Genomic DNA, 19500 nt, shown 5'->3' on the forward strand with positions numbered 1-19500 from the left:
CGAGGCCGGTGCACGGGCGTCGCGAGCACGCGGTCGAAGCTGCCCTCGGGCAGCCCGGGGTCGCGGCCGTCGGCGACGTGCATGGTGATCTCCAGGCCGGTGGTGGCCTTGCGCACCAGCTCGGCGCGGTGCGGGGCCTTCTCGACGGCGTCGAGGGTGGCTCCCTGCAGGCGGGCCAGGGCGGCCAGCAGGACCGCCTTGCCGCCGGGTCCCGCACACAGGTCCAGCCAACGCTCGTCACGGCCGTCGAGCGGGGCTCGGGTCACCGCGAGGGCGCAGAGCTGGCTGCCTTCGTCCTGCACGGCGGCGAGCCGCTCGCGCACGGGCTCCAGGTCGCCGGGGTCGCCGGAGCCGGCCTCCAGGTGCACGCCGTAGGGCGAGTAGGGCGCGACATCGCCGCCGGTGATGGCGGCGAGCTCCTCGTTGCTGACCTCCCCGGGCCGCGCGGCGAGGTGCACCTCGGGCCGGGAGTCGTCGGCCCTCAGGGCGGCCGCGAGCTCGTCGCCCTTGTCCCCCAGGGCATCGGCAAACGCTTGCGCGATCCACTTGGGATGGGCGTTGGCGAAAGCCAGGTGGCCGACCGGGTCCTCGGGCGCGAGCTGCTTGACCCACGCCTGCTCGTCCTGCTCGCCGATCTTGCGCAGCACGGCGTTGACGAAGCCGGCCGGGCCGGAGCCGTGCACGCCCCGCACGAGGTCCACAGTGGACGCGACGGCGGCGTGCGAGGGAATGCGGGTGCGCAGCAACTGGTAGGCGCCCAGCCGCATCGCGTCGAGGAAGGGACCGTCTATTTCGGACAGCGGGCGGTCGGAGCAGGCCTCGATGATCGAGTCCAGCAGGCCCTTGGCCCGCGCCGAGCCGTAGGCCAGCTCGGTGGCCAGCGCGGCGTCACGGCCGCTGATCCGCCGATCCCGCAACAGCTTCGGCAGCACGAGGTTGGCGTAGGCGTCGCGCTCGCGGATCGCCTTGAGCGTGTCCCAGGCCGCCGTGCGCGCCGGGTCGTCCTCCGGCGGACGGCGTGGGGTCTGCCGGCGGGCCGGCGGGTGTTGGCGCTCCGGCCGTGACGGACGCCTGTTGGGTCCGCCGCTTCGCTCCGTCACGCCAACTGCTCCCCTGCTTCGATCCTCGAACCGCGCGCCCAGTCGGTCGCGGCCATACGCTTCTTGCCCGGCGCCTGCACGTCGCCCAGCTGCACGGCGACAGTAGCCGTTCCCACCAGCACCCGTTTGCGCTCCACCCGGATCTCGCCCGCGGCCAGGCCGTCCACATCGGACAGCCGCACCGGCCCCAGCTTGAGCCGCTCGTCCCGGAACAGCGCCCAGGCCCCGGGTTCCGGCGTCACCGCGCGGGCCAGCCGGTCCACCGCGACCGCCGGGGCGGTGAAGTCCAGGTGCGCGTCGTCCACGGTGATCTTGCCGGCGTAGCTGACGGTGTCGTCGACGGGCTGCTCGCGCGCCTCCAGCGTGCCGTCCTCGATCCCGTCCAGCGTCCTGACCAGCAGGTCCGCGCCGACGACGGCCAGCCGGTCCAGCAGCTCGCCGGACGTCTCGTGCTCGCCGACGCGCTCCGTGACCACGCCGAACACCGGCCCGGCGTCCAGCTCCTTGACGATGCGGAACGTGCTCGCGCCGGTGATCTCGTCGCCCGCGCGCACCGACGCCTGCACCGGGGCCGCGCCGCGCCAGGCCGGCAGCAGCGAGAAGTGCAGGTTCACCCAGCCGTGCGGCGGCACGTCCAGCGTGCGCTGCGGCAGCAGCGCCCCGTACGCGACGACCGGGCAGCAGTCGGGGTTGATCTCGCGCAGCCGCTCCAGGAACTCCGGCGCGCCCGCCTTGGCCGGCGTCAGCACCTCGATGCCGTGCTCGTCGGCCAGCGCGCCGACCGGGCTGCGGACCAGGTGCCGACCGCGGCCGGCCGGGGCGTCCGGCCTGGTCACGACCGCCACCACCTCGTGCCGTTCGGACGCGATCAGGGCCCGCAGCGACGGCAGGGCCACCTCCGGCGTGCCGGCGAACACCAGCCGCATCAGTGGCCACCGCCGAACAGGCTGTGCGGGCTCTGCTTGATCGTGGGGGCCGCGCCCGTGAACCACTCCGCCTCGCGGATGGCCTTCATGGCCTCCTTGCGGGTCTGCGTGTCCAGGCGGTCCAGGAACAGCACGCCGTCCAGGTGGTCGCTCTCGTGCTGGATGCAGCGGGCCAGCAGCTCGCTGCCCTCGATCTCCACCGGCTCGCCGTGCATGTTCCAGCCCTTGGCCACGATGTGCAGGTGGCGCTTGCAGTCCCAGGACAGGCCGGGGATGGACAGGCAGCCCTCCGGGCCGTCCTGCATCTGTTCGCCGACCACGTCGAAGGTCGGGTTGACCAGGTGTCCCTCGAAGCCGTCGCAGTGGTAGGTGAACACCCGCAGGCCCACGCCCAGCTGCGGCGCGGCCAGACCGGCGCCGCCCTTGTCCTCCATGGTCTCCCAGAGGTCGGCGACCAGGCCGCGGAGTTCCTTGTCGAAGTCGACGACCTCGGCGGCGCGGGTGCGCAGCACCGGGTCCCCGAACAGGCGGATGGGCTGGACGGTCACTGGACTCCCTGGGGGTGGACTTGGCGTGGACCGAGTCCAGTTTAGGAGATCAGTACTCTGCCTGGTCGGCCCCCACGAACAGCACGGTGGCCAGGGCCACGACGAAGTGCCCGGTGAACTTCGCCGCGGTCAGGAGGGCCTTGAGCAGCTGCGCCGGCCAGTGGACGGTGATGGTGGTCGGGGTGGCGGTCGGCCCGCTCATGGTCAGCGCAGTCATGGTGGCTCCTCGTGTCGATCGTGACTCCAGGTTCGCCTTTCGCTCCGTCATCGGGCGTCACCGCTCGGTCCCATTCGCCCAGTCATCCCCGGGGATGACTGCAACAATCCCGCGGATGCCGGACACCTCATGACGTGAAGCAGGGGGAACAGGCGGTGGGGCCGAGCGACGGTGAGCTGTGGGCCGACGAGGCCTTCACCGAGCTGTTCGAGCGGCACGCGGAGGCCGTGTGGAACCACGCCTACCGGCTGACCGCCTCGTGGACGCTGGCCGAGGACCTGACGTCCATGACCTTCATGACCGCCTGGCGGCGACGCCACGAGCTCACCCTGGTGCGGGACAGCGCGCGGCCGTGGCTCTACGCCGTCGCCGGCTTCCTCGCGCGCACCGAGTTCCGCCGTGCCCACCGCTTCCATGCCCTGGTGGCCCGGCTGCCCGTCGGCCGTGACGTCGCCGACCACGCCGATCACGTCGCCGACCAGGTCGACTCCGACCAGGGGATGAGCCGGGTCCTGCTGGCCGTCGACCGGCTGCCGCGGGCCGAGCAGGAGGCCGTGCGCCTGTGCCTGCTCGGCGACGTCCCCACCGCCGACGCCGCCGCCGTTCTCGGCGTCGCCGAGGTCACCGTCCGCTCTCGGCTGTCCCGCGCCCGCGCGCGGCTGCGCGAGCTGCTTCAGGATGAGGTGTAGCCGTGGAACTGCCCCCGTACCGCGAGATGCCGCCCGAGGTCCGCCTCCGGCTGCGCAGCCGCGTGCTGCCCGCGCTCGCGCAGCGCGGCGACCGCCGTGTTCCCTACATGGTCGCCGCCGCCGTCATCGTCGTCGCCACCGTCGCCGCCGCCCTGCTCATGTCCCCCGCGCGCAACGGCCTCCCGCCCGCCAGCCCCATCTCCGTCACGCCCACCACCGACGCCCTCCAGCGCTTCGCGGATTGCTCCACCCCCGGTCCCGGGCTCTGGCTGACCGGCGCGTACCTGCTGCGCCGCAACGGGGACGGCGTCCAGCTCACGCTGGAGCCCGACACCAACACCCTGGGCCTGTGCTTCCTCGCCCACGGCCATCCCAGGCCCTACGGCTGGAGCAAGATGCAGTTCCAGCAGATGCCCTCGGGCGGGAACGCCTATCAGGCCGTCCACGAGAACGGCCTCGTCTACGGCCGGGTCGGGCCCGCCGTCTCCGCCGTCACCGTCAACGGCGTGCCGGCCGTGCTCGACACCGGCACCTTCGTCACCGAGTACGCCGACGACGGCCCGATCACGATCGTCATCCGCGACGCCAAGGGCGCCGAGCTCGCCGAGGGCACGCTCAACTAGAGCAGTTCCAGGGGGTCCATGCGGACGCGGACGGGGTCGGGGTCCTTGCGGGCGGTGCGGACGCGGACGGCGTCAGCGACCGCTTCGGCCAGGGCGCGGCCCTCGGCGCGGGAGGTGCGGACGAGGGCGCGTTCCTTGTCCTCGCCGAGGGGGACGGGGCCGAGGATCTCGCCGGTGGCGGGCAGGCGGAGCTCGTCCAGCACGGCGTTGACGGCGTCGGCGACGCCGTCGATGGTGGCCATGCGCACCGCGGGCGGGAAGCCGAGCTCGGTGCGGCCGGAGAGTTCGAGGTTGGCGTGCCAGACGGGGTCCCAGCGGACGAGGGCCTGCACGGTGGGCAGGGACGACTCGGCGGTGACGATGACGCGGCCGCCCTGCGGGCCGGGGACGACCATGCCGGCGGCGGTCATCCACAGGCGCAGCGCCTCCTCGGTGGCGCGGGGTCGGCGCGGCCGAGGATGGCCCAGCCGTCGAGGAGCAGCGCCGCGCCGTAGCCGCCGACGGCGTGGGGCTCTGCCCCGGGCGTGGAGACGACGAGGGCGGGGGCGTCGGGCACCTCGGCCAGCACCTCGCCGGCGCCGGAGGTGCGCACGAGAACGCCGGGGAAGGCGCGGCCGAGTTCCTCGGCGGTGCGCTTGGAGCCGACGACCACGGCCCGCAGGCGGCGTGAGCCCGCAGGCCGTGCAGCGGAACATGACCTCCACGGCCCCGCACCACCGGCACTCGGCCGGGCGTGGGGCGCCGTCGGTGCTACCGCCGGGAAGGGACAGCGGCCCCGCGCACCGGCGGCACTGCGCCCGCACACGGCAGTTGGCGCACGCCAGGGCCGGCACGTAACCACGGCGTGGCACCTGCACCAGCACCGGCCGGCCCGCCTTCAAGGCATCGCGCGCCGCCTCGAAGGCGATGGCGGGGAGCCGCGCCGTGCGGGCAGCCTCGTCCCGTGCCAACTGCGCGTCGGTCTCGCCGATCGCGGTGACGCGCGGCGCGGCGGCGCGGAGCTGCTCCCGCGAGGCGACGATTTCCGGCGCCCAGCCGGTATCCACGAGCAGCTGCGCCTCGGCAGTGCGGGCAAAGGCGGCCACGAGCAGCGACGCCCCGGCCATGTGCGCCCGCTGCACGAGAACGTCCCGCACATGCGGGTACGGCGCCAACTGCTCGGCGTGCCCGCTGTCGCCGTCGTCCCACACGACAAGCAGCCCCGGATCGGCCACGGGCGCGAACGTGGCGGCCTTCGTTCCGACGACCACTCGCGCAGTGCCGCGCAGAATCGACAGCCACCGCTTGTAGCGCTCCCCCGGCCCGAGGTCGGCCTGCAGCGCAACGACACCCGGCATTAGTGCCGTACACGCCGCGAAGACGCGATTCACGTCACGGTAGTCCGGCACCACGATGACCACGCCCTTGCCGGTGGACGCCACCGTCGCCGCGACCTCGGCCAGCCGCGCGGGCCAGTCCTCCCCCGGCAGGGCCTGCCACACCGCGTTGGCGGAGCGCCCGTTGGCCAGGGCGTCGAGGTAGGCCGGGCCACGCGTGTAGCGCTGCCAGCCCTCCGCCTCGGGCCGTGCCGGCGGCGGCGCTGGGTCCTCGGCCTCTCGCGCCTCGGCCCGCGCGTGCCGTGGCGGGATCGCCAGGCGCAGCACGTTGGCCAGCGACCCGACGTACCGGTCGGCGACCGCGCGGGCCAGGCCGTGGATCTCCGGCGTCAGCACCACTTCCGGCGACACGACCCGTTCGATGTACTTGATCTTGTCCGCGACCTCGGTGTGCTCCACCCGCTCCAGCAGGAACCCGTCGGTCAGCTTGCCCCGGAACCGCACCCGCACCCGCACGCCCGGCTTCGCGTCGGCGTCGCACTCGGCCGGGATCCGGTAGTCGAAGGGGAAATCCAGGTGGTACGGCAGCGGCACGTCCACGCTCACCCGCGCGACAGCCGCGGTCGCGGCGGGATGCCGCTCACCGCGCCGGACGATCCCGCTGGCTGCCACGCTGTGGTGTCTACCAGAGCGAACCCCGCCCATGCCGCGAAGGGCCCTTCACGCAGGGAAGGACGCCTTACCCGCGTTGAACGAGGGCAAGGCGTCCTTCCCTGCGTGAGGGGGTGTCCGAAAGCGACGGTCAGACGTGCTTCCAGGTGCAGGTGAAGGCGGTGCCGCCGGACAGGCCCGACACGGCGTCCTTGGTGGTGCCGCCGCTGGCCTGGGTGATGGGGTCGGCGTTCTGGCTGCCGATGGCCTTGCCGTTGGCGGTGGCGTTGGTGAAGTTCACACTGCCGAAGTCGGCCAGCGGCAAGGTGCCGTTGGAGTCCGACGGAGCCTCGGCGATGATCTCGGCGCTGGCCAGCTTGGCCGCCGAGTAGGTCTTGTTGACGGTGTGGCTCCAGCCCCGGGTGGTGTCGGAGATCTTCAGCGTGAACTTGCCGCCGGTGGTCTCGGTCACCGACGCGGTGAAGTGGTCGCCGGGGCTGACGGTGTCGCTGAAGTTGACCGGGTAGGCCGGGTACATCTCGTACCAGGCGTAGTACTCGGCCCGGCCGTTGATGTAGTCGACCTCGGTGCCGAGCTGCTCGACGGAGTTGCTGCCGTCGCCGTCGATGCCGACCCAGAAGCTGGAGTAGGCGTCCTGGGAGGTGGCCTTCACCGACGGCTGCACCCAGCTGGCCGACACGCTGGTGAACTTGGCTCCGGTCACGGCGTAGCCGGCCCAGTTGCCGCTGGTGCTGTGGGACAGGCCGTGGTTGAGCGGCTTGTGAATGTGCGGCGCGGGGGCGGCGGTGGCGGCGGGAGTGGCCATACCGAGCATCGCGAGCGGGGCGAGCACGGCGATGGCGATACGCAAACGCGTGTTCACGACAGGGGTCTCCTCCGGCAGGGGTGTGAAAGCACTGCACGGCAACGCTAGGGAGACGATCCCGCCGACAGAAGCGGGAAACCCCTTGGCCCCTACCCTCGATTCAGTCAGACCAGCGCAAAGCGAACCAAAGTTCCATGCGCCGCTGGACATCGGCCAGGTCGATGTCCAGTTCTCGTGCCACCACACCGATCCGGTGCCGCACGCTGTTGCGGTGCACGCCCAGCTCGGCGGCGGCGCGGTCCCAGTTTCCGTTGCAGGCCAACCAGGTCCGCACGGTGTCCAGAAGCTCGGGTCGAGCGGCCAGCGGGGCCAGCAGGTCCCCGGCGAATCGGGCGGCGGCGTCCGGATCGACCAAAGCCGACACGCCGTCGGCCGCGGTCACGGGCCGGCCGATGGCGACGGCACGGTCCAGCATGCGACCGGCTTCCCGGTCAGCGGCAGGAAGATCCACGACCCGAGCCGGGGAGCTCACCGCCAGCAGCCAGCCGGCCGCTTGCGCCGCAACGACATCCGGCGAAGTCGTGACGACAGCGCGCAATTCGACGCCGTCGACGTCCACCAGCGCCGTGCCGAGGTCGATATCCGTGCCGCCAGGGGACTTCCGGCGGCCGCGTACCACACGATAGCCGTCAGAAGAGTCCTCGCCGACCAACATCCTCGTGACCGAACGACCGTCGGCCCGCTCGGCCAAAGCCAGCAGCGCCAAGGCAACCGCGATGACCGCACGGTCGGTCACGGAGAACGGCCGCCGGGAGCCGACCACCAGAACCTGCCCCGACTCGACCGGATATCCGACGACATGCCACGCCCCGAGCTCCGTGGACGCGCTGCGCGGACCGCTGCCGACCCGGAGCCGTGACGCCAACTCCGCGACCACCGGATCGACATCGGCGGTCCCGGCCTTCGCGACCACGGCGTCGCCCAGCAACACGCACCACCAGTCGGCGAGCTCGGCCAACGCGGTCACCACGGCCCGCACAGGATCGGGTCGCAGCGCGGCCCGGGTCAACGCCGCCTGGGCCTCGGACAGCCACCGCAGCTCCGCGTGCTCGGCCTCAGCCAGCGCCACTCCCACGGCCTGGCTCACGGCGAGGAACGGCGTCGACGGCGGCAGCGCCAGCAGCGGCAACCCGTGCCGCACGCACGCCTCAACCAATTCGGCCGGCACATCGTCATACACGGGCGTGACGCCGAAGCCCAGCGCCTGCACGCCCGCGGCGACCAGCCCGCGCACGTACCCGTCGACGTCCTCGGGGAAGTTCACGCCCGCGGTCAGCAGCAGCTCCCCGCCCAGCAGGTACGGCACCGGATCCCGCAGCTCGCTGACGTGGGCCCACCTGATCGGGCGGTCCAGCTGGTCCGATCCGGTGAGCACGGCCAGCCCCAGCTCCGGCCGCCGCACCAGGACGCCGAGGGGAACCGTGGACGTTCTGCCCTGGGACATGGCACGAGATTGTGCACTTCGACCACAGCGGGCGCACGCGATCGCTTCCTAGGGTGACCTGAACGACAGGAGGAAGCCGATGGCTCTCGATTACGCGGTGATCGCGGCGTACGTGCTGGGCATGCTCGGTGTCGGTTGGTGGGGCATGCGGCGGGCCACCACCCGCAGCGACTACCTCGTCGCCGGCCGCCGCCTGGGCTGGGCGATGTACTCCGGCACGATGTCCGCGGTGGTGCTGGGCGGTGCCTCGACCATCGGCGGGATCGCGCTGGGCTACCAGTTCGGCATCTCCGGCGCGTGGCTGGTGTTCACCATCGGCCTGGGCATCCTGGCGCTGTCGGCCTTCTTCGCCCGCCGCATCGTGCGGCTGCGCGTCTACACCGTTCCCGAGATGCTGGACCTGCGCTACGGCGGGTCGACCAGCATGGTGTCCGGGGTGGTGATGTGGGGCTACACGCTGATGCTGTCGGTGACCTCCACCATCGCCTACGCCACGGTCTTCGAGGTGCTGTTCGGCCTGCCCAAGGTGGGCGGCGTGATCATCGGCGGCGTCATCGTGGTGCTGTACTCGGCGCTGGGCGGCATGTGGTCGATCACCCTGACCGACATCGTGCAGTTCGTCGTCAAGACGGTCGGCATCCTGCTGGTGCTGCTGCCGACGGCCCTGATCGCGGTCGGCGGGTTCGGCGGCCTTCAGGCCAAGCTGCCGGCCAGCTACTTCGACATCGGGTCCATCGGCACCGGCCGCATCGTCACCTACCTGCTGATCTACGTGTTCGGGCTGCTCATCGGCCAGGACATCTGGCAACGCGTGTTCACGGCACGGACCCCGCGCGTGGCCACCACCGGCGGCCTCACCTCGGGCCTGTATTGCCTTGTCTACGCCGTCGCCGGCGCGCTGATCGGCAGCGCCGCGAAGGTGCTCTACCCGAACCTGCCCAAACCGGACGAGGCCTTCGCCACGATCGTCACCGGCCTGCTGCCGGCCGGCCTGCGCGGGCTGGTGCTGGCCGCCGCGCTGGCGGCGATGATGTCAACCGCGTCGGGAGCCCTGATCGCGTGCTCGACCGTCGCCCAGAACGACATCCTCAGGCGGGGTGGCGTCCGGGCCAACCGCGTCGCGACCCTTGTCCTGGGGGTCCTGGTGATCTTGATTGCGATCATGGTCGACGACGTGGTAGCCGCCCTCACCGTGGCCTACAACCTGCTGGTCGGGGGCCTGTTGGTGGCGATCATCGGCGGCCTGCTCTGGAAGCGTGGAACCCGGGTCGGGGCCATGGCCTCCATGATCGCCGGCGCCGCCACCGTCATCGCGTGCATGCTGACTTTCGGCCTGCTCGCCGACCAGCCCATCTACTACGGCCTGCTCGCCGGCCTCGTCGTGTACGTGGCGGTCAGCCTGGCCACCCCGCGCACGGCGGCGTCCGTGCTGCACACCTGGGAACAACGACTGGCTGGAGTGTCCGCATGACCCCGATCGGCCCGATCGACTCGTCCGTCGTCCCGCGCTTCGCGGGCCTGGCCACGTTCGCCCGGCTGCCCCGCATCGACCAGGTCAGCCAGGCCGATGTCGCCGTGGTCGGCATCCCGTTCGACTCGGGCGTCTCCTACCGCCCGGGCGCGCGGTTCGGGCCGGCGGCGGTGCGCGAGGCGAGCCGGCTGCTGCGGCCGTACCACCCGGGCCTGGACGTGTCGCCGTTCGAGCGGGCGCAGGTGGTCGACGCGGGCGACATCGCGGCCAACCCGATGGACATCCCGCAGGCCATCGACACCATCGAGCGGGCGGCCGGCGAGCTGCTGGACAGCGGGTCGCGGCTGGTCAGCATCGGCGGCGACCACACGATCGCGCTGCCGCTGCTGCGGGCGCTGTCGCAGCGGCACGGACCGGTGGCGCTGCTGCATTTCGACGCGCACCTGGACACGTGGGACTCCTACTTCGGCGCTTCGTACACGCACGGCACCCCGTTCCGCCGAGCCGTGGAGGAGGGCGTGCTGGACACCTCGGCGCTGTGCCACGTCGGCATCCGAGGACCGCTCTACAGCCGGTCCGACCTGACCGGCGACAAGGAGCTGGGCTTCGGCATCGTGACCTCGGCCGACGTCATGCGGCGTGGCGTGGACGAGGTGGTCGGCGGCCTGCGAGAACGCATCGGGGACCGGCCGCTGTACGTGTCGGTCGACATCGACGTGCTGGATCCGGCCCACGCGCCCGGCACGGGGACGCCGGAGGCCGGCGGCATGACCAGTCGCGAGCTGCTGGAGATCCTGCGCGGCCTGGCCGGCACGAACCTGGTGTCGGCCGACGTGGTCGAGGTCGCCCCGGCCTACGACCACGCCGAGATCACCTCGATCGCCGCCTCGCACGTGGCCTACGACCTGGTGTCGCTGCTGGCGATGGGGGTGTCGGCATGACGCGCCCAGATTTGTCGCGGACCGGGGCCGATCTGGTCGTGGAGACGCTCAAGGCGCTCGGCGCGGACACGGTGTTCGGCGAGCCGGGGCAGCACGCGCTCGCCCTGTTCGACGCGCTGCGCCGCTCCGACCTGCGCTATGTCGGCAACCGCACGGAGCCGTCGGCCGCGTTCGCCGCCGACGGCCACGCGCGGACCACCGGCCGGGTGACGCCGCTCGTCGTGTCAACGGGTCCCGGCGCATTGCTCACGTTGGCCGGACTACATGAGGCAGTCTCATCTTCTTCGCCGGTGCTGGGCATCAGCAGCCAGATCCCGTCCGACGGCCTCGGCGGGCGGCGGCGCGGTTACCTGCACGAACTTCCCGACCAGCAGGCAAGTTTCCGCGATGTGGTGAAGTCTGTTCACGTGGCACGCACCGCGGCGCAGATCCCGGCGGCGCTGGCCGAGGCGTGGCGAACCGCTTCGACGGCGCCGACCGGCCCCGTATGGGTGGAAATTCCGCAGGACGTGCTGGCCGGCCCGACCGTCCAGCCGCCCGTGGTCACAGTGGACGCCGAGCCCGCAACCTTGCGCCCGCAAGCAGAACTGGTCTCCGAGGCGGCAAAACTGCTCGACGCCGCCGAGCGCCCGGTCATCCTGGCCGGTGGCGGCGTGGTGCGGGCCGGAGCCCAGGAAGCGTTGCTGGCGTTGGCCGAACGCCTCGGCGCGCCCGTGGCCAGCACGTTCGGCGGGCGCGGCGCGTTCCCGTGGGAGCACCCGCTGTCGCTGCGGTCGTGGCTGGAGGACCGGCACACCACGGAGTTCCTGGCCTCGGCCGATGTGTTGCTGGTGGTCGGATCCGGCCTCGGCGAACTGTCCACGAACTACGGCACGTTCCAACCGGGCGGGCAGGTCATCCAGGTGGAGGCCGACGCGACACGGCTGGCGGCGAACTACCCAGCATTGGGGATCCACGCCGACGCGGGGGAATTTCTGTCCGAAGTTGTCAAACACATTGCCGTGCGGGACCGTCCTGCGCCGGACACGGCCGGCCTGCTGGCCCGCGTCGAGGCGAGGCTGGACGGGCAGTCGCTGGCGTTAGAGCGCGACACTCTGGCCGCCATAAGGGAAGCGCTGCCGGACGACGCCCCGAGTTTCTGGGACATGACCATCCTCGGCTATTGGGCCTGGTCAGCCTGGGACCCGCGGGCCGGCGGCATGCACACGGCGCAGGGTTCCGGCGGTCTCGGCTGGGCGTTCCCGGCGGCCGTCGGCGCGGCCGCCGCGGCGCGCGGAAACCGGCCGGTGTTGGCCGTTTCCGGCGACGGCGGGGCCATGTACGGACTCGCCGAACTGGCGACGGCGGCTCAGCACAAGCTGCGCGTCACGTGGTTGATCGTGGATGATGGAGGGTATGGGATTCTCCGCGAGTACATGGACACCCCGTACGGAACCGAGCTGACCCGCCCGGACTTCGTGGCGCTGGCCAGGTCGTTCGGCGTGTCGGCGACCCTGAGCAGTCCGGCCTCGCTGGCGTCCGACATGATCAACTCGTTGGCGGTCGACGGCCCGAGCGTCGTCGTGCTGCCCGCGGTGTTCAGGATGTTCGCGCCGACCCACCAGGAGGTGCAATGGCGCACAACGTGATCAACGGTGAGCGACTGTCCGGTGTGGACGGTTTTGCGGCCGACCTCGTCGACCCGGCAACGGGCGAGGTCAGCGGCAGCGCACCCATCTCCGGACCGTCCGATGTGGACAAGGCCGTGCGGGTCGCCGACGTGGCGTTCCGGAGCTGGCGGCGCAGCACGCCCGGCGACCGGGCCAACGCCCTGCTCGGGCTGGCCGCCGCCGTGGAGGACAACGCCCAGCGGCTGGCCGACGCCGAGTGCGCGGAGACCGGCAAGCAGTGGCACACGGTGCTGGACGAGGAGATCCCGGCCGCGGTGGACGCCCTGCGCTTCTTCGCCGGCGCCGCCCGCAACCTGGAGGGCCGGGCCTCCGGCGAGTACGCGACCGGCCTGACCTCGACGATCCGGCGGGAGCCGGTCGGCGTGTGCGCGCAGATCACGCCGTGGAACTACCCGCTGCTGATGGCCGTCTGGAAGATCGCCCCGGCCGTCGCCGCCGGCAACACCACCGTCGTCAAGCCGGCAGAGACGACCCCGACCAGCACGGTGCTGCTGGCCGAGCTGGCCGGCGAGCACCTGCCGGCCGGCGTGGTGAACGTGATCTGCGGCGACCGGGAGACCGGCCGCCTGCTGGTCGAGCACCCCGTGCCGACGCTCGTCTCCATCACCGGCTCGACCCGGGCCGGCATCCAGGTCGCCGCCGGTGCCGCCGCCACGCTCAAGCGCACCCACCTTGAGCTGGGCGGGAACGCTCCCGTCATCGTGTTCGACGACGTCGACGTGACCGACACCGCCGAGAAGATCGTCGGCGCGGCCTTCTACAACGCCGGGCAGGACTGCACCGCCGCCAGCCGCGTCCTCGTCCACGCCGACGTGCACGACGAGCTGGTCGACGCCCTGACCAAGGTCGCCTCCGCCCAGCGGACCGGCCGTGGGCCGCGCGAGGCCGCCGACTTCGGGCCACTGAACAGCCAGGCCCAGCTCGACCGGGTCTCGGGACTCCTGTCGCGGCTGCCCGCCGAGGCCGTCGTGCACTGCGGCGGTCACCAGGTCGGGGATCGGGGCTTCTTCTTCGCGCCCACGGTGGTGTCCGGCGTTCGCCAGGACCACGAGATCGTGCAGGAGGAGGTGTTCGCGCCGGTCATCACCGTGCAGTCGTTCGCGTCGGAGGAGGAGGCCGTCGAGCTGGCCAACGGCGTGCCCTACGGCCTGGCCTCGTCGGTCTGGTCGGACAACCACCGGCGGGTGCTGCGGGTCAGCTCCGCCCTGGACTTCGGCTGCGTGTGGGTCAACACCCACGGGGCGCTGGTGTCCGAGATGCCGCACGGCGGGTTCAAGCTGTCCGGCTACGGCAAGGACCTCTCCGGCTACGGCTTCGACGACTACACCCGGGTGAAGCACGTGATGAGCGCCGTCTGAGCCCTAGCAAACCGTACGTCCGTACTGTTACGGTGCCGGCATGACGGACGCCACCACACGCTTCGGCGGATTCGCGCAGGAGTACGACCGGGTTCGGCCGCGCCCACCGGCCGAGCTGGTCGACCTCATCACCCAGTGGGCCGGCCTGTCCGAGCCCGAGGTCGTCGACCTCGGCGCCGGCACCGGCCTGTCCACCGCCCTGTGGCCGGATGCCTTGGGCGTCGAGCCCGACGCCGGCATGCGCACCGTCGCCGCCGCCCGGGGCGTTCGGGTCGTCGCCGGCACCGCCGAGGCCACCGGCCTGCCCGACGCCTGCGCCGACATCGTCACCGCCGGCCAGGCCCTGCACTGGTTCGACCCCGCCCGCACCTATCCCGAGATCGCCCGCGTCCTCCGCCCCGGCGGCGTCTTCGCCGCCTTCGACTGCGACTGGCCGCCGACCGTCGATCCCGAGTGCGACGCCGTCTACCGCGAGGTCGAGGCCCACTACCGCGTGCTGGAGGTCCGCCACCACGTCCGCCCCGCCTACGCCGACAAGCCCGACCACGTCGCCCGCCTCCGCGACTCCGGCCTCTTCCGCCACGTCACCGAGGTCGCCCTGCACTCCCGCGACACCGGCGACGCCGCCCGCTTCGTCGACACCCTCCGCAGCCAGGGCGGCGTCCGCGCCCTGCTCGACCGCGGCCTCACCGAGGACGAGATCGGCCTCACCCGCCTGCGCGGGGTCGCCCAGCGTCGTCTCCCCCACCCCCGCACGTGGTGGTGGACCTACCGCGTCCGCCTCGCCGCCGTCTGAGTCCCGTTCAGGGCGTCTGCATGATCGCGTCGGCCGCCATCGCGATGAGCTTGCCCTTCGCCCCGACGACGTCCGGCGCGGTGAGGTTGATGACCACGTCGTGGTCGCCCACGGTGCGCCCCGCCGCCAGCGACCAGAGCTTGTGCTTGGTGTTGGACGGATGCCAGACGAACCCGAAGTCCCCCACGCCCGCAACCGGCTCTTGTGCCTTCGCCGTGGCCGTGCCCTGGGCGATGAACGTACGGGCCGAGACTCCCGGGAACAGCGCGAAGAACTGGAAGTCCGGCCGGATGCTGTCCTTCTCGTCCTTGTACTGGCACTCGTCGAGCACAGCGTTGTTGTATCTCCGCTGCGCCAGTGCCGTGCCCGACACCGTCGGGGCGTAGTAGATCTCCGCCAGCTGCTGCGCGGGGAAGAGCCGGCAGACGCCCGTGCCGGCCTGTCCACGGTACGGCTCCCGGATCAGCGCCGGCGCTGCTGTGCCGCCGATGGCGTTGGCGCATCCCGCCACCAGTGCGCCGGTCACCACAACCACCACTGCCGTCACCCAACGCCCCCTGGCCATACGCGCACAGTAACGCGAGGCGGTCTCAGGCTTCTGCGCGATACACCCGGTACGAGATGACCCGCTCGTGCTCCACCGGCCGGTCGGGCTCGAAACCGGAGCTCGCCAACACCTGCTCGGCCACGGCCTGGAGCGGGGTCAGGTCCTGACCGGGGAGCCAGGCGTACGGGTGCGACGCGGCGTCGAGGACGACCTGGCGCGCGGTGTCGATCTGCGGGAAGCGGACCTCGACGACCTCGCCGGAGCCCAGCACGGAGTCGACGTCCTCGTAGCCGGAGGGGCCGTGGATGTGGTGGGCGCCCTGGAGGCCGAGGCGCTGGCCCTCCGAGAAGACGGCGTCGCGCAAGGGGGAGAGCTCCGAGGCGAACATGCGGCCGCCGAGGGTGACGGCGATGGAGCCGCCGGGGCGGACGACGCGGCGGGCCTCAAGCAAGCGATGCGCCAGTCGGAGACGTGGTGGAGGACTCGGGCCAGGTGGACGCCGCCGAGGGACGCGGTGGCGAAGGGCAGGGCGCAGGCATCGCCGAGGACAAAGGGAAAACCGATGGCTTGGGGGCCGCGGAGGTCAACGGCATCGAGCAGCACCAGGTCACCGAGGACAGCGGCACCGGGGCCGGCGGGCGCGCCGCCAAGCTGGGTGGCGGCCTGAGCGAGTGCAGCGGCGATGGAGCCGGTGCCGCAGCCGATGTCCAGGAGCGGGGCGGGCAGGAAACGGCGAAGCCGCCCGTAGAGGTCACGGGCGGCTTCGGCCGGTACCGGCATCACGTCGGCAACACCGCGAGGTCGCGCCGGTGCCTGGACCGCGGGCATTTGTCGATCGAGTCAGTCCATCGATCGACAAAAGCCAAGGGAAGGCACCGGCTCAAGAGCGACCTCGCCCGCCGAGGCACTCGGCGCATGGGCGCAGCTGGGTCACGCGCCGGCGGCGGACTTCAGGGCCTCGGCGCGGTCGGTGCGCTCCCACGGGAGGTCGAGGTCCGGACGGCCGAAGTGGCCGTACGCGGCGGTCGGGGCGTAGATGGGGCGCAGGAGGTCGAGGTCCCGGATGATGGCGGCGGGACGCAGGTCGAAGACCTCGCCGATGGCCTGCTGGATCTTGGCCGGGTCGACGACCTCGGTGCCGAAGGTCTCGACGAACAGGCCGACGGGGGCGGCCTTGCCGATGGCGTAGGCGACCTGGACCTCGGTGCGGGTGGCCAGGCCGGCGGCGACGACGTTCTTGGCGACCCAGCGCATGGCGTAGGCGGCGGAGCGGTCGACCTTCGACGGGTCCTTGCCGGAGAAGGCGCCGCCGCCGTGGCGGGCCATGCCGCCGTAGGTGTCGACGATGATCTTGCGGCCGGTCAGGCCGGCGTCGCCCATGGGACCGCCGATGACGAAGCGGCCGGTGGGGTTGACGAACAGCCGCACGCTCTCGGTGTCGAGGTTGAGCTCGGCCAGCTCGGGCAGCACGACCTGCTCACGGACGTCGACGGCGAGCATCTTCTCGAGGTCGATGCCGTCGGCGTGCTGCGAGGACACGACCACGGTGTCCAGCCGCACGGGCTGGTCGCCGGCGTACTCGATGGTGACCTGGGTCTTGCCGTCGGGACGCAGGTAGGGCAGCGCGCCGTTCTTGCGGACCGCGGTCAGCCGGCGCGACAGGCGGTGGGCCAGCGCGATCGGCAGCGGCATCAGCTCAGGGGTGTCGGTGGTGGCGTAGCCGAACATCAGGCCCTGGTCGCCGGCGCCCTGGCGGGCGATCTCGTCCTCGGCGGACTCGACCCGCGACTCGTAGGCGGAGTCGACGCCCTGCGCGATGTCGGGCGACTGCGACCCGATGGCGACGTTGACGCCGCACGAGTTGCCGTCGAAGCCCTTGGCCGACGAGTCGTAGCCGATCTCGAGGATCTTCTCCCGCACGATGGTCGGGATGTCGGCGTAGGCCTCGGTGGTGACCTCGCCGGCCACGTGGACCTGGCCGGTGGTGATCAGCGTCTCGACGGCGACCCGGCTGCGCGGGTCCTTGGACAGCAGGCCGTCGAGGATGGAGTCGCTGATCGCGTCACAGATCTTGTCCGGGTGGCCCTCGGTGACCGACTCAGAGGTGAACAGCCTCCGGCTGTGTTCGCTCACGACAACTCCTCACAGATGTGTTTCTTCGGCGCCCACACAGGCCCCGCGCGACAGGCTGTCTATCGCCCCAACCGTACCGGGCGTGACGTCGTGACCGGTTCAAGTCCCGAGCAAAGGCACCACGGCATCCCACACTGTGGCCGCCAGGCGCGCCTTGGAACCGTGCGGGATGGGACGCTCGTCACCTTCCGGGCTCAGCAGCCAGCCGGCGTTGTCCTCGACCTCGAAGGCGAGGCCGTCGCCGACGGCGTTGACGACCAGCAGGTCGACGCCCTTGCGGGCCAGCTTGGCCCGGCCGTGGTGCAGCACGTCCCCGGTGTCGTCGCCGGTCTCGGCGGCGAAGCCGACCACCACCTGGCCGGTGGGACGGGCCTTGACCAGCTCGACCAGGATGTCCGGGTTGACGGCCAGCCGGATCGGCTCGGGCTCCCGGTCACCCTTCTTGATCTTGGACGCGGACAGGCCGAGCGGCCGGAAGTCGGCGACGGCGGCGGCCATCACCACCGCATCGGCGGAAGGGCTCTCGGCGTGCATGGCGTCGCGCAGCTCGACGGCGGAGCCGATGCGCACCACCCGGACGCCGGCCGGGTCGGCCAGGTCGGCGGTGTGCCCGGCGACCAGGGTGACCTCGGCGCCGCGCTGGGCGGCGACGCGAGCCAGCGCGTAGCCCTGCTTGCCGGAGGAGCGGTTGCCCAGGTAACGGACGGGATCCAGCGCCTCACGGGTGCCGCCGGCGGAGATCACCACGCGGCGGCCCTCCAGGTCACGGGGCAACGCGGCGGGGGCAGCGAGCAGCAGGCGGGCCAGCTCGATGATCTCGGACGGCTCGGGCAGCCGGCCCTTGCCGGTGTCCTTGCCGGTGAGACGGCCGCTGGCCGGCTCGGCCACGATCACGCCGCGGGACCGCAGCGTGGCCACGTTGGCCCGCGTGGCCGGGTGCTCCCACATCTCGGTGTGCATGGCCGGCACCATCAGCACCGGGCAGCGCGCGGTGAGCAGCGTGCCGGTGAGCAGGTCGTCGGCCAACCCGTGGGCGGCCCGGGCCAGCAGGTCCGCGGTGGCGGGCGCGACGACCACGAGGTCGGCGGTCTGCCCGATCTTGACGTGCGGCACCGCCGGGACGTCGGTGAACACCCCGGTGGCGACCGGCTGGCCGGACAGCGCCTCGAAGGTGGCCGCGCCGACGAAGTTCAGCGCGGCAGCGGTGGGCACCACGCGCACCCGGTGACCGGACTCGGTCAGGCGGCGCAGCACCTCACACGCTTTGTAGGCGGCGATGCCGCCGCCCACACCCAGCACAACCTGGGGCTGGGTCATTCGCCTTCGGTGTGCTCGAGCATGCCGGAGTGGATCTCGCGCAGCGCGATCGACAACGGCTTCTCACGCGGACCCGGCTCGACCAGCGGGCCGACGTACTCGAGCAGGCCCTCGCCGAGCTGGGCGTAGTAGTCGTTGATCTGCCGCGCGCGCTTGGCCGAGTAGATCACCAGCGCGTACTTCGAGCTGACCTGCTCCAGCAGGTCGTCGATCGGCGGGTTGGTGATGCCCTCCGGCGCGGAGGCGGGCTCGCCGACGGCGGCGAGGTGGCTCGGGATGCTCAAGACAACGCTCCTGGAGGTAGTCACGGCTCGCTGGACACACGCTGGGTGGGCGAGCCGACCACCAAGGTTAGCAAGTGACGTGCGACGGTACGAACATCGGAGTTGACGAGCACGACGTCGAACTCCTCCTCGGCGGCCAGTTCCTCTTCGGCCACCTTGAGCCGGTGCGCCACGACCGCCGGGTCCTCGGTGCCCCGGCCGGTCAGCCGGGCCACCAGGACCTCCCACGTCGGCGGCTTCAGCAGCACCAGCAGCGCCTCGGGCATGGCCCGCCGCACCTGGCGGGCGCCCTGGACCTCGATCTCGAGGATCGCTGGAGTTCCCCGCTCCAGCGCGGCCTCGACGGGTCGGCGCGGCGTGCCGTAGCAGTTGCCCGCGTACTCGGCGTGTTCGAGCAGTTCGCCGTCGGCGACCATGCGGTCGTAATCGGGCCGGTCGACGAAGTGGTAGTGCTCGCCGTCCACCTCGCCCGGACGCGGCCGGCGGGTGGTCACCGAGACGCTGTAGTACACCTCGGTCCCGAGGGTGCGCAGCTCCTCCAGCACGCTGGACTTGCCGACACCGGACGGACCGGCGAGCACGG

At 72.0% G+C, this 19500-nt stretch carries 19 protein-coding genes and 2 pseudogenes; 7 read left to right on the forward strand and 14 right to left on the reverse strand.

Features of this window, described 5'->3' with window-relative positions:
- The 4 genes from KUTG_RS55290 to KUTG_RS58245 form a co-directional block, all read right to left on the reverse strand.
- Window positions 1–1100: transcription antitermination factor NusB (locus tag KUTG_RS55290; RefSeq protein ID WP_043716527.1), on the reverse strand; the 1100-nt coding region annotated here is incomplete at its 3' end.
- Complete coding sequence (gene fmt, locus KUTG_RS10190) at window positions 1097–2026, reverse strand: methionyl-tRNA formyltransferase (RefSeq protein WP_043716528.1); 930 nt, start codon at window positions 2024–2026, stop codon at window positions 1097–1099. The genes fmt and KUTG_RS55290, both read right to left, overlap by 4 nt.
- The gene (def, locus tag KUTG_RS10195; RefSeq protein WP_043716529.1) at window positions 2026–2574 is read right to left on the reverse strand and encodes a peptide deformylase; all 549 of its coding nucleotides are present in this window, start codon (window positions 2572–2574) and stop codon (window positions 2026–2028) included. The genes fmt and def overlap by 1 nt, the downstream gene beginning before the upstream one ends.
- Before the next feature lie 49 nt (window positions 2575–2623).
- Complete coding sequence (locus tag KUTG_RS58245; protein ID WP_157494441.1) at window positions 2624–2791, reverse strand: hypothetical protein; 168 nt, start codon at window positions 2789–2791, stop codon at window positions 2624–2626.
- Window positions 2792–2925: 134 nt separating this feature from the next.
- On the opposite strand from KUTG_RS58245, the gene KUTG_RS10200 reads away from it, so the two are divergent.
- Together KUTG_RS10200 and KUTG_RS10205 are read left to right on the forward strand one after the other, a co-directional pair.
- Window positions 2926–3480 carry an RNA polymerase sigma factor gene (locus KUTG_RS10200; RefSeq protein WP_043716530.1) on the forward strand — a complete coding sequence of 185 codons (555 nt, stop codon included), beginning with the start codon at window positions 2926–2928 and terminating at the stop codon, window positions 3478–3480.
- A gap of 2 nt (window positions 3481–3482) precedes the next feature.
- Window positions 3483–4103, forward strand: coding sequence for a hypothetical protein (locus tag KUTG_RS10205; protein WP_043716531.1), 621 nt, complete (start codon window positions 3483–3485; stop codon window positions 4101–4103).
- Here the strand turns inward: KUTG_RS10205 and KUTG_RS10210 are convergent.
- The 3 genes and pseudogenes from KUTG_RS10210 to KUTG_RS10220 form a co-directional block, all read right to left on the reverse strand.
- Window positions 4100–6124 (reverse strand): annotated as a pseudogene (locus KUTG_RS10210) (primosomal protein N'). The gene KUTG_RS10205 and the pseudogene KUTG_RS10210 sit on opposite strands and share 4 nt — an antisense overlap.
- A 97-nt stretch (window positions 6125–6221) precedes the next feature.
- Window positions 6222–6953: a G1 family glutamic endopeptidase gene (locus KUTG_RS10215; protein WP_043716532.1), complete on the reverse strand. Its 732-nt coding sequence runs from the start codon at window positions 6951–6953 to the stop codon at window positions 6222–6224.
- A gap of 103 nt (window positions 6954–7056) precedes the next feature.
- On the reverse strand, window positions 7057–8400 hold the full coding sequence (locus KUTG_RS10220) for a PucR family transcriptional regulator (RefSeq protein WP_043716533.1): 1344 nt from the start codon (window positions 8398–8400) through the stop codon (window positions 7057–7059).
- 79 nt (window positions 8401–8479) lie between these two features.
- Here KUTG_RS10220 and KUTG_RS10225 point away from each other — a divergent pair, with 79 nt between their 5' ends.
- Genes KUTG_RS10225 through KUTG_RS10245 form a run of 5 tightly spaced genes read left to right on the forward strand, consistent with a single transcriptional unit; the run spans window position 8480 to window position 14636 of the window.
- Window positions 8480–9871, forward strand: coding sequence for a sodium:solute symporter family protein (locus tag KUTG_RS10225; protein ID WP_043716534.1), 1392 nt, complete (start codon window positions 8480–8482; stop codon window positions 9869–9871).
- Entirely contained in the window at window positions 9868–10812 is a 945-nt protein-coding gene (speB, locus tag KUTG_RS10230) for an agmatinase (RefSeq protein ID WP_043716535.1), read from the forward strand. Before KUTG_RS10225 ends, speB begins: the two co-directional genes overlap by 4 nt.
- The gene (locus tag KUTG_RS10235) at window positions 10809–12440 is read left to right on the forward strand and encodes a thiamine pyrophosphate-binding protein (RefSeq protein ID WP_043716537.1); all 1632 of its coding nucleotides are present in this window, start codon (window positions 10809–10811) and stop codon (window positions 12438–12440) included. The genes speB and KUTG_RS10235 overlap by 4 nt, the downstream gene beginning before the upstream one ends.
- The gene (locus tag KUTG_RS10240; protein ID WP_043716538.1) at window positions 12425–13840 is read left to right on the forward strand and encodes a gamma-aminobutyraldehyde dehydrogenase; all 1416 of its coding nucleotides are present in this window, start codon (window positions 12425–12427) and stop codon (window positions 13838–13840) included. Before KUTG_RS10235 ends, KUTG_RS10240 begins: the two co-directional genes overlap by 16 nt.
- 40 nt (window positions 13841–13880) lie before the next feature.
- Window positions 13881–14636: a class I SAM-dependent methyltransferase gene (locus KUTG_RS10245; RefSeq protein WP_043716539.1), complete on the forward strand. Its 756-nt coding sequence runs from the start codon at window positions 13881–13883 to the stop codon at window positions 14634–14636.
- A 7-nt stretch (window positions 14637–14643) separates the two neighbouring features.
- On the opposite strand, the gene KUTG_RS10250 is transcribed toward KUTG_RS10245, so the two are convergent.
- The 7 genes and pseudogenes from KUTG_RS10250 to gmk all read right to left on the reverse strand — a co-directional run bounded on the left by KUTG_RS10250 (window position 14644) and on the right by gmk (window position 19498).
- Window positions 14644–15201, reverse strand: coding sequence for a hypothetical protein (locus KUTG_RS10250; RefSeq protein WP_198047085.1), 558 nt, complete (start codon window positions 15199–15201; stop codon window positions 14644–14646).
- Window positions 15202–15226: 25 nt separating this feature from the next.
- The gene (locus tag KUTG_RS63370) at window positions 15227–15634 is read right to left on the reverse strand and encodes a hypothetical protein (protein WP_043716541.1); all 408 of its coding nucleotides are present in this window, start codon (window positions 15632–15634) and stop codon (window positions 15227–15229) included.
- Window positions 15635–15693: 59 nt separating this feature from the next.
- Window positions 15694–16011 (reverse strand): annotated as a pseudogene (locus tag KUTG_RS66080) (hypothetical protein); the annotation flags it as partial.
- A gap of 102 nt (window positions 16012–16113) precedes the next feature.
- A complete protein-coding gene (metK, locus tag KUTG_RS10260) occupies window positions 16114–17316 on the reverse strand; it encodes a methionine adenosyltransferase (protein ID WP_043716542.1) in 1203 nt (400 codons plus the stop codon).
- Between the two features lie 99 nt (window positions 17317–17415).
- Window positions 17416–18633: a bifunctional phosphopantothenoylcysteine decarboxylase/phosphopantothenate--cysteine ligase CoaBC gene (gene coaBC, locus KUTG_RS10265; RefSeq protein WP_043716544.1), complete on the reverse strand. Its 1218-nt coding sequence runs from the start codon at window positions 18631–18633 to the stop codon at window positions 17416–17418.
- Window positions 18630–18917 carry a DNA-directed RNA polymerase subunit omega gene (gene rpoZ, locus KUTG_RS10270; RefSeq protein ID WP_084579136.1) on the reverse strand — a complete coding sequence of 96 codons (288 nt, stop codon included), beginning with the start codon at window positions 18915–18917 and terminating at the stop codon, window positions 18630–18632. Before rpoZ ends, coaBC begins: the two co-directional genes overlap by 4 nt.
- Before the next feature lie 20 nt (window positions 18918–18937).
- Window positions 18938–19498, reverse strand: a complete 561-nt coding sequence (gene gmk / locus KUTG_RS10275; protein WP_043716545.1) for a guanylate kinase — start codon at window positions 19496–19498, stop codon at window positions 18938–18940.
- Window positions 19499–19500: the final 2 nt, after the last annotated feature.

This window comes from Kutzneria sp. 744 (genome assembly GCF_000568255.1).
Lineage (GTDB): Bacteria > Actinomycetota > Actinomycetes > Mycobacteriales > Pseudonocardiaceae > Kutzneria.

Excerpts from the sequence above, each read along its gene's own strand:
- fmt (WP_043716528.1), bottom strand. The coding sequence starts at position 2,026 with ATGCGGCTGGTGTTCGCCGGCACGCCGGAGGTGGCCCTGCCGTCGCTG.
- KUTG_RS58245 (WP_157494441.1), bottom strand. The coding sequence starts at position 2,791 with ATGACTGCGCTGACCATGAGCGGGCCGACCGCCACCCCGACCACCATC.
- KUTG_RS10220 (WP_043716533.1), bottom strand. The coding sequence starts at position 8,400 with ATGTCCCAGGGCAGAACGTCCACGGTTCCCCTCGGCGTCCTGGTGCGG.
- KUTG_RS10225 (WP_043716534.1), top strand. The coding sequence starts at position 8,480 with ATGGCTCTCGATTACGCGGTGATCGCGGCGTACGTGCTGGGCATGCTC.
- speB (WP_043716535.1), top strand. The coding sequence starts at position 9,868 with ATGACCCCGATCGGCCCGATCGACTCGTCCGTCGTCCCGCGCTTCGCG.
- KUTG_RS10235 (WP_043716537.1), top strand. The coding sequence starts at position 10,809 with ATGACGCGCCCAGATTTGTCGCGGACCGGGGCCGATCTGGTCGTGGAG.
- KUTG_RS10240 (WP_043716538.1), top strand. The coding sequence starts at position 12,425 with ATGGCGCACAACGTGATCAACGGTGAGCGACTGTCCGGTGTGGACGGT.
- KUTG_RS10245 (WP_043716539.1), top strand. The coding sequence starts at position 13,881 with ATGACGGACGCCACCACACGCTTCGGCGGATTCGCGCAGGAGTACGAC.
- KUTG_RS10250 (WP_198047085.1), bottom strand. The coding sequence starts at position 15,201 with ATGGCCAGGGGGCGTTGGGTGACGGCAGTGGTGGTTGTGGTGACCGGC.
- coaBC (WP_043716544.1), bottom strand. The coding sequence starts at position 18,633 with ATGACCCAGCCCCAGGTTGTGCTGGGTGTGGGCGGCGGCATCGCCGCC.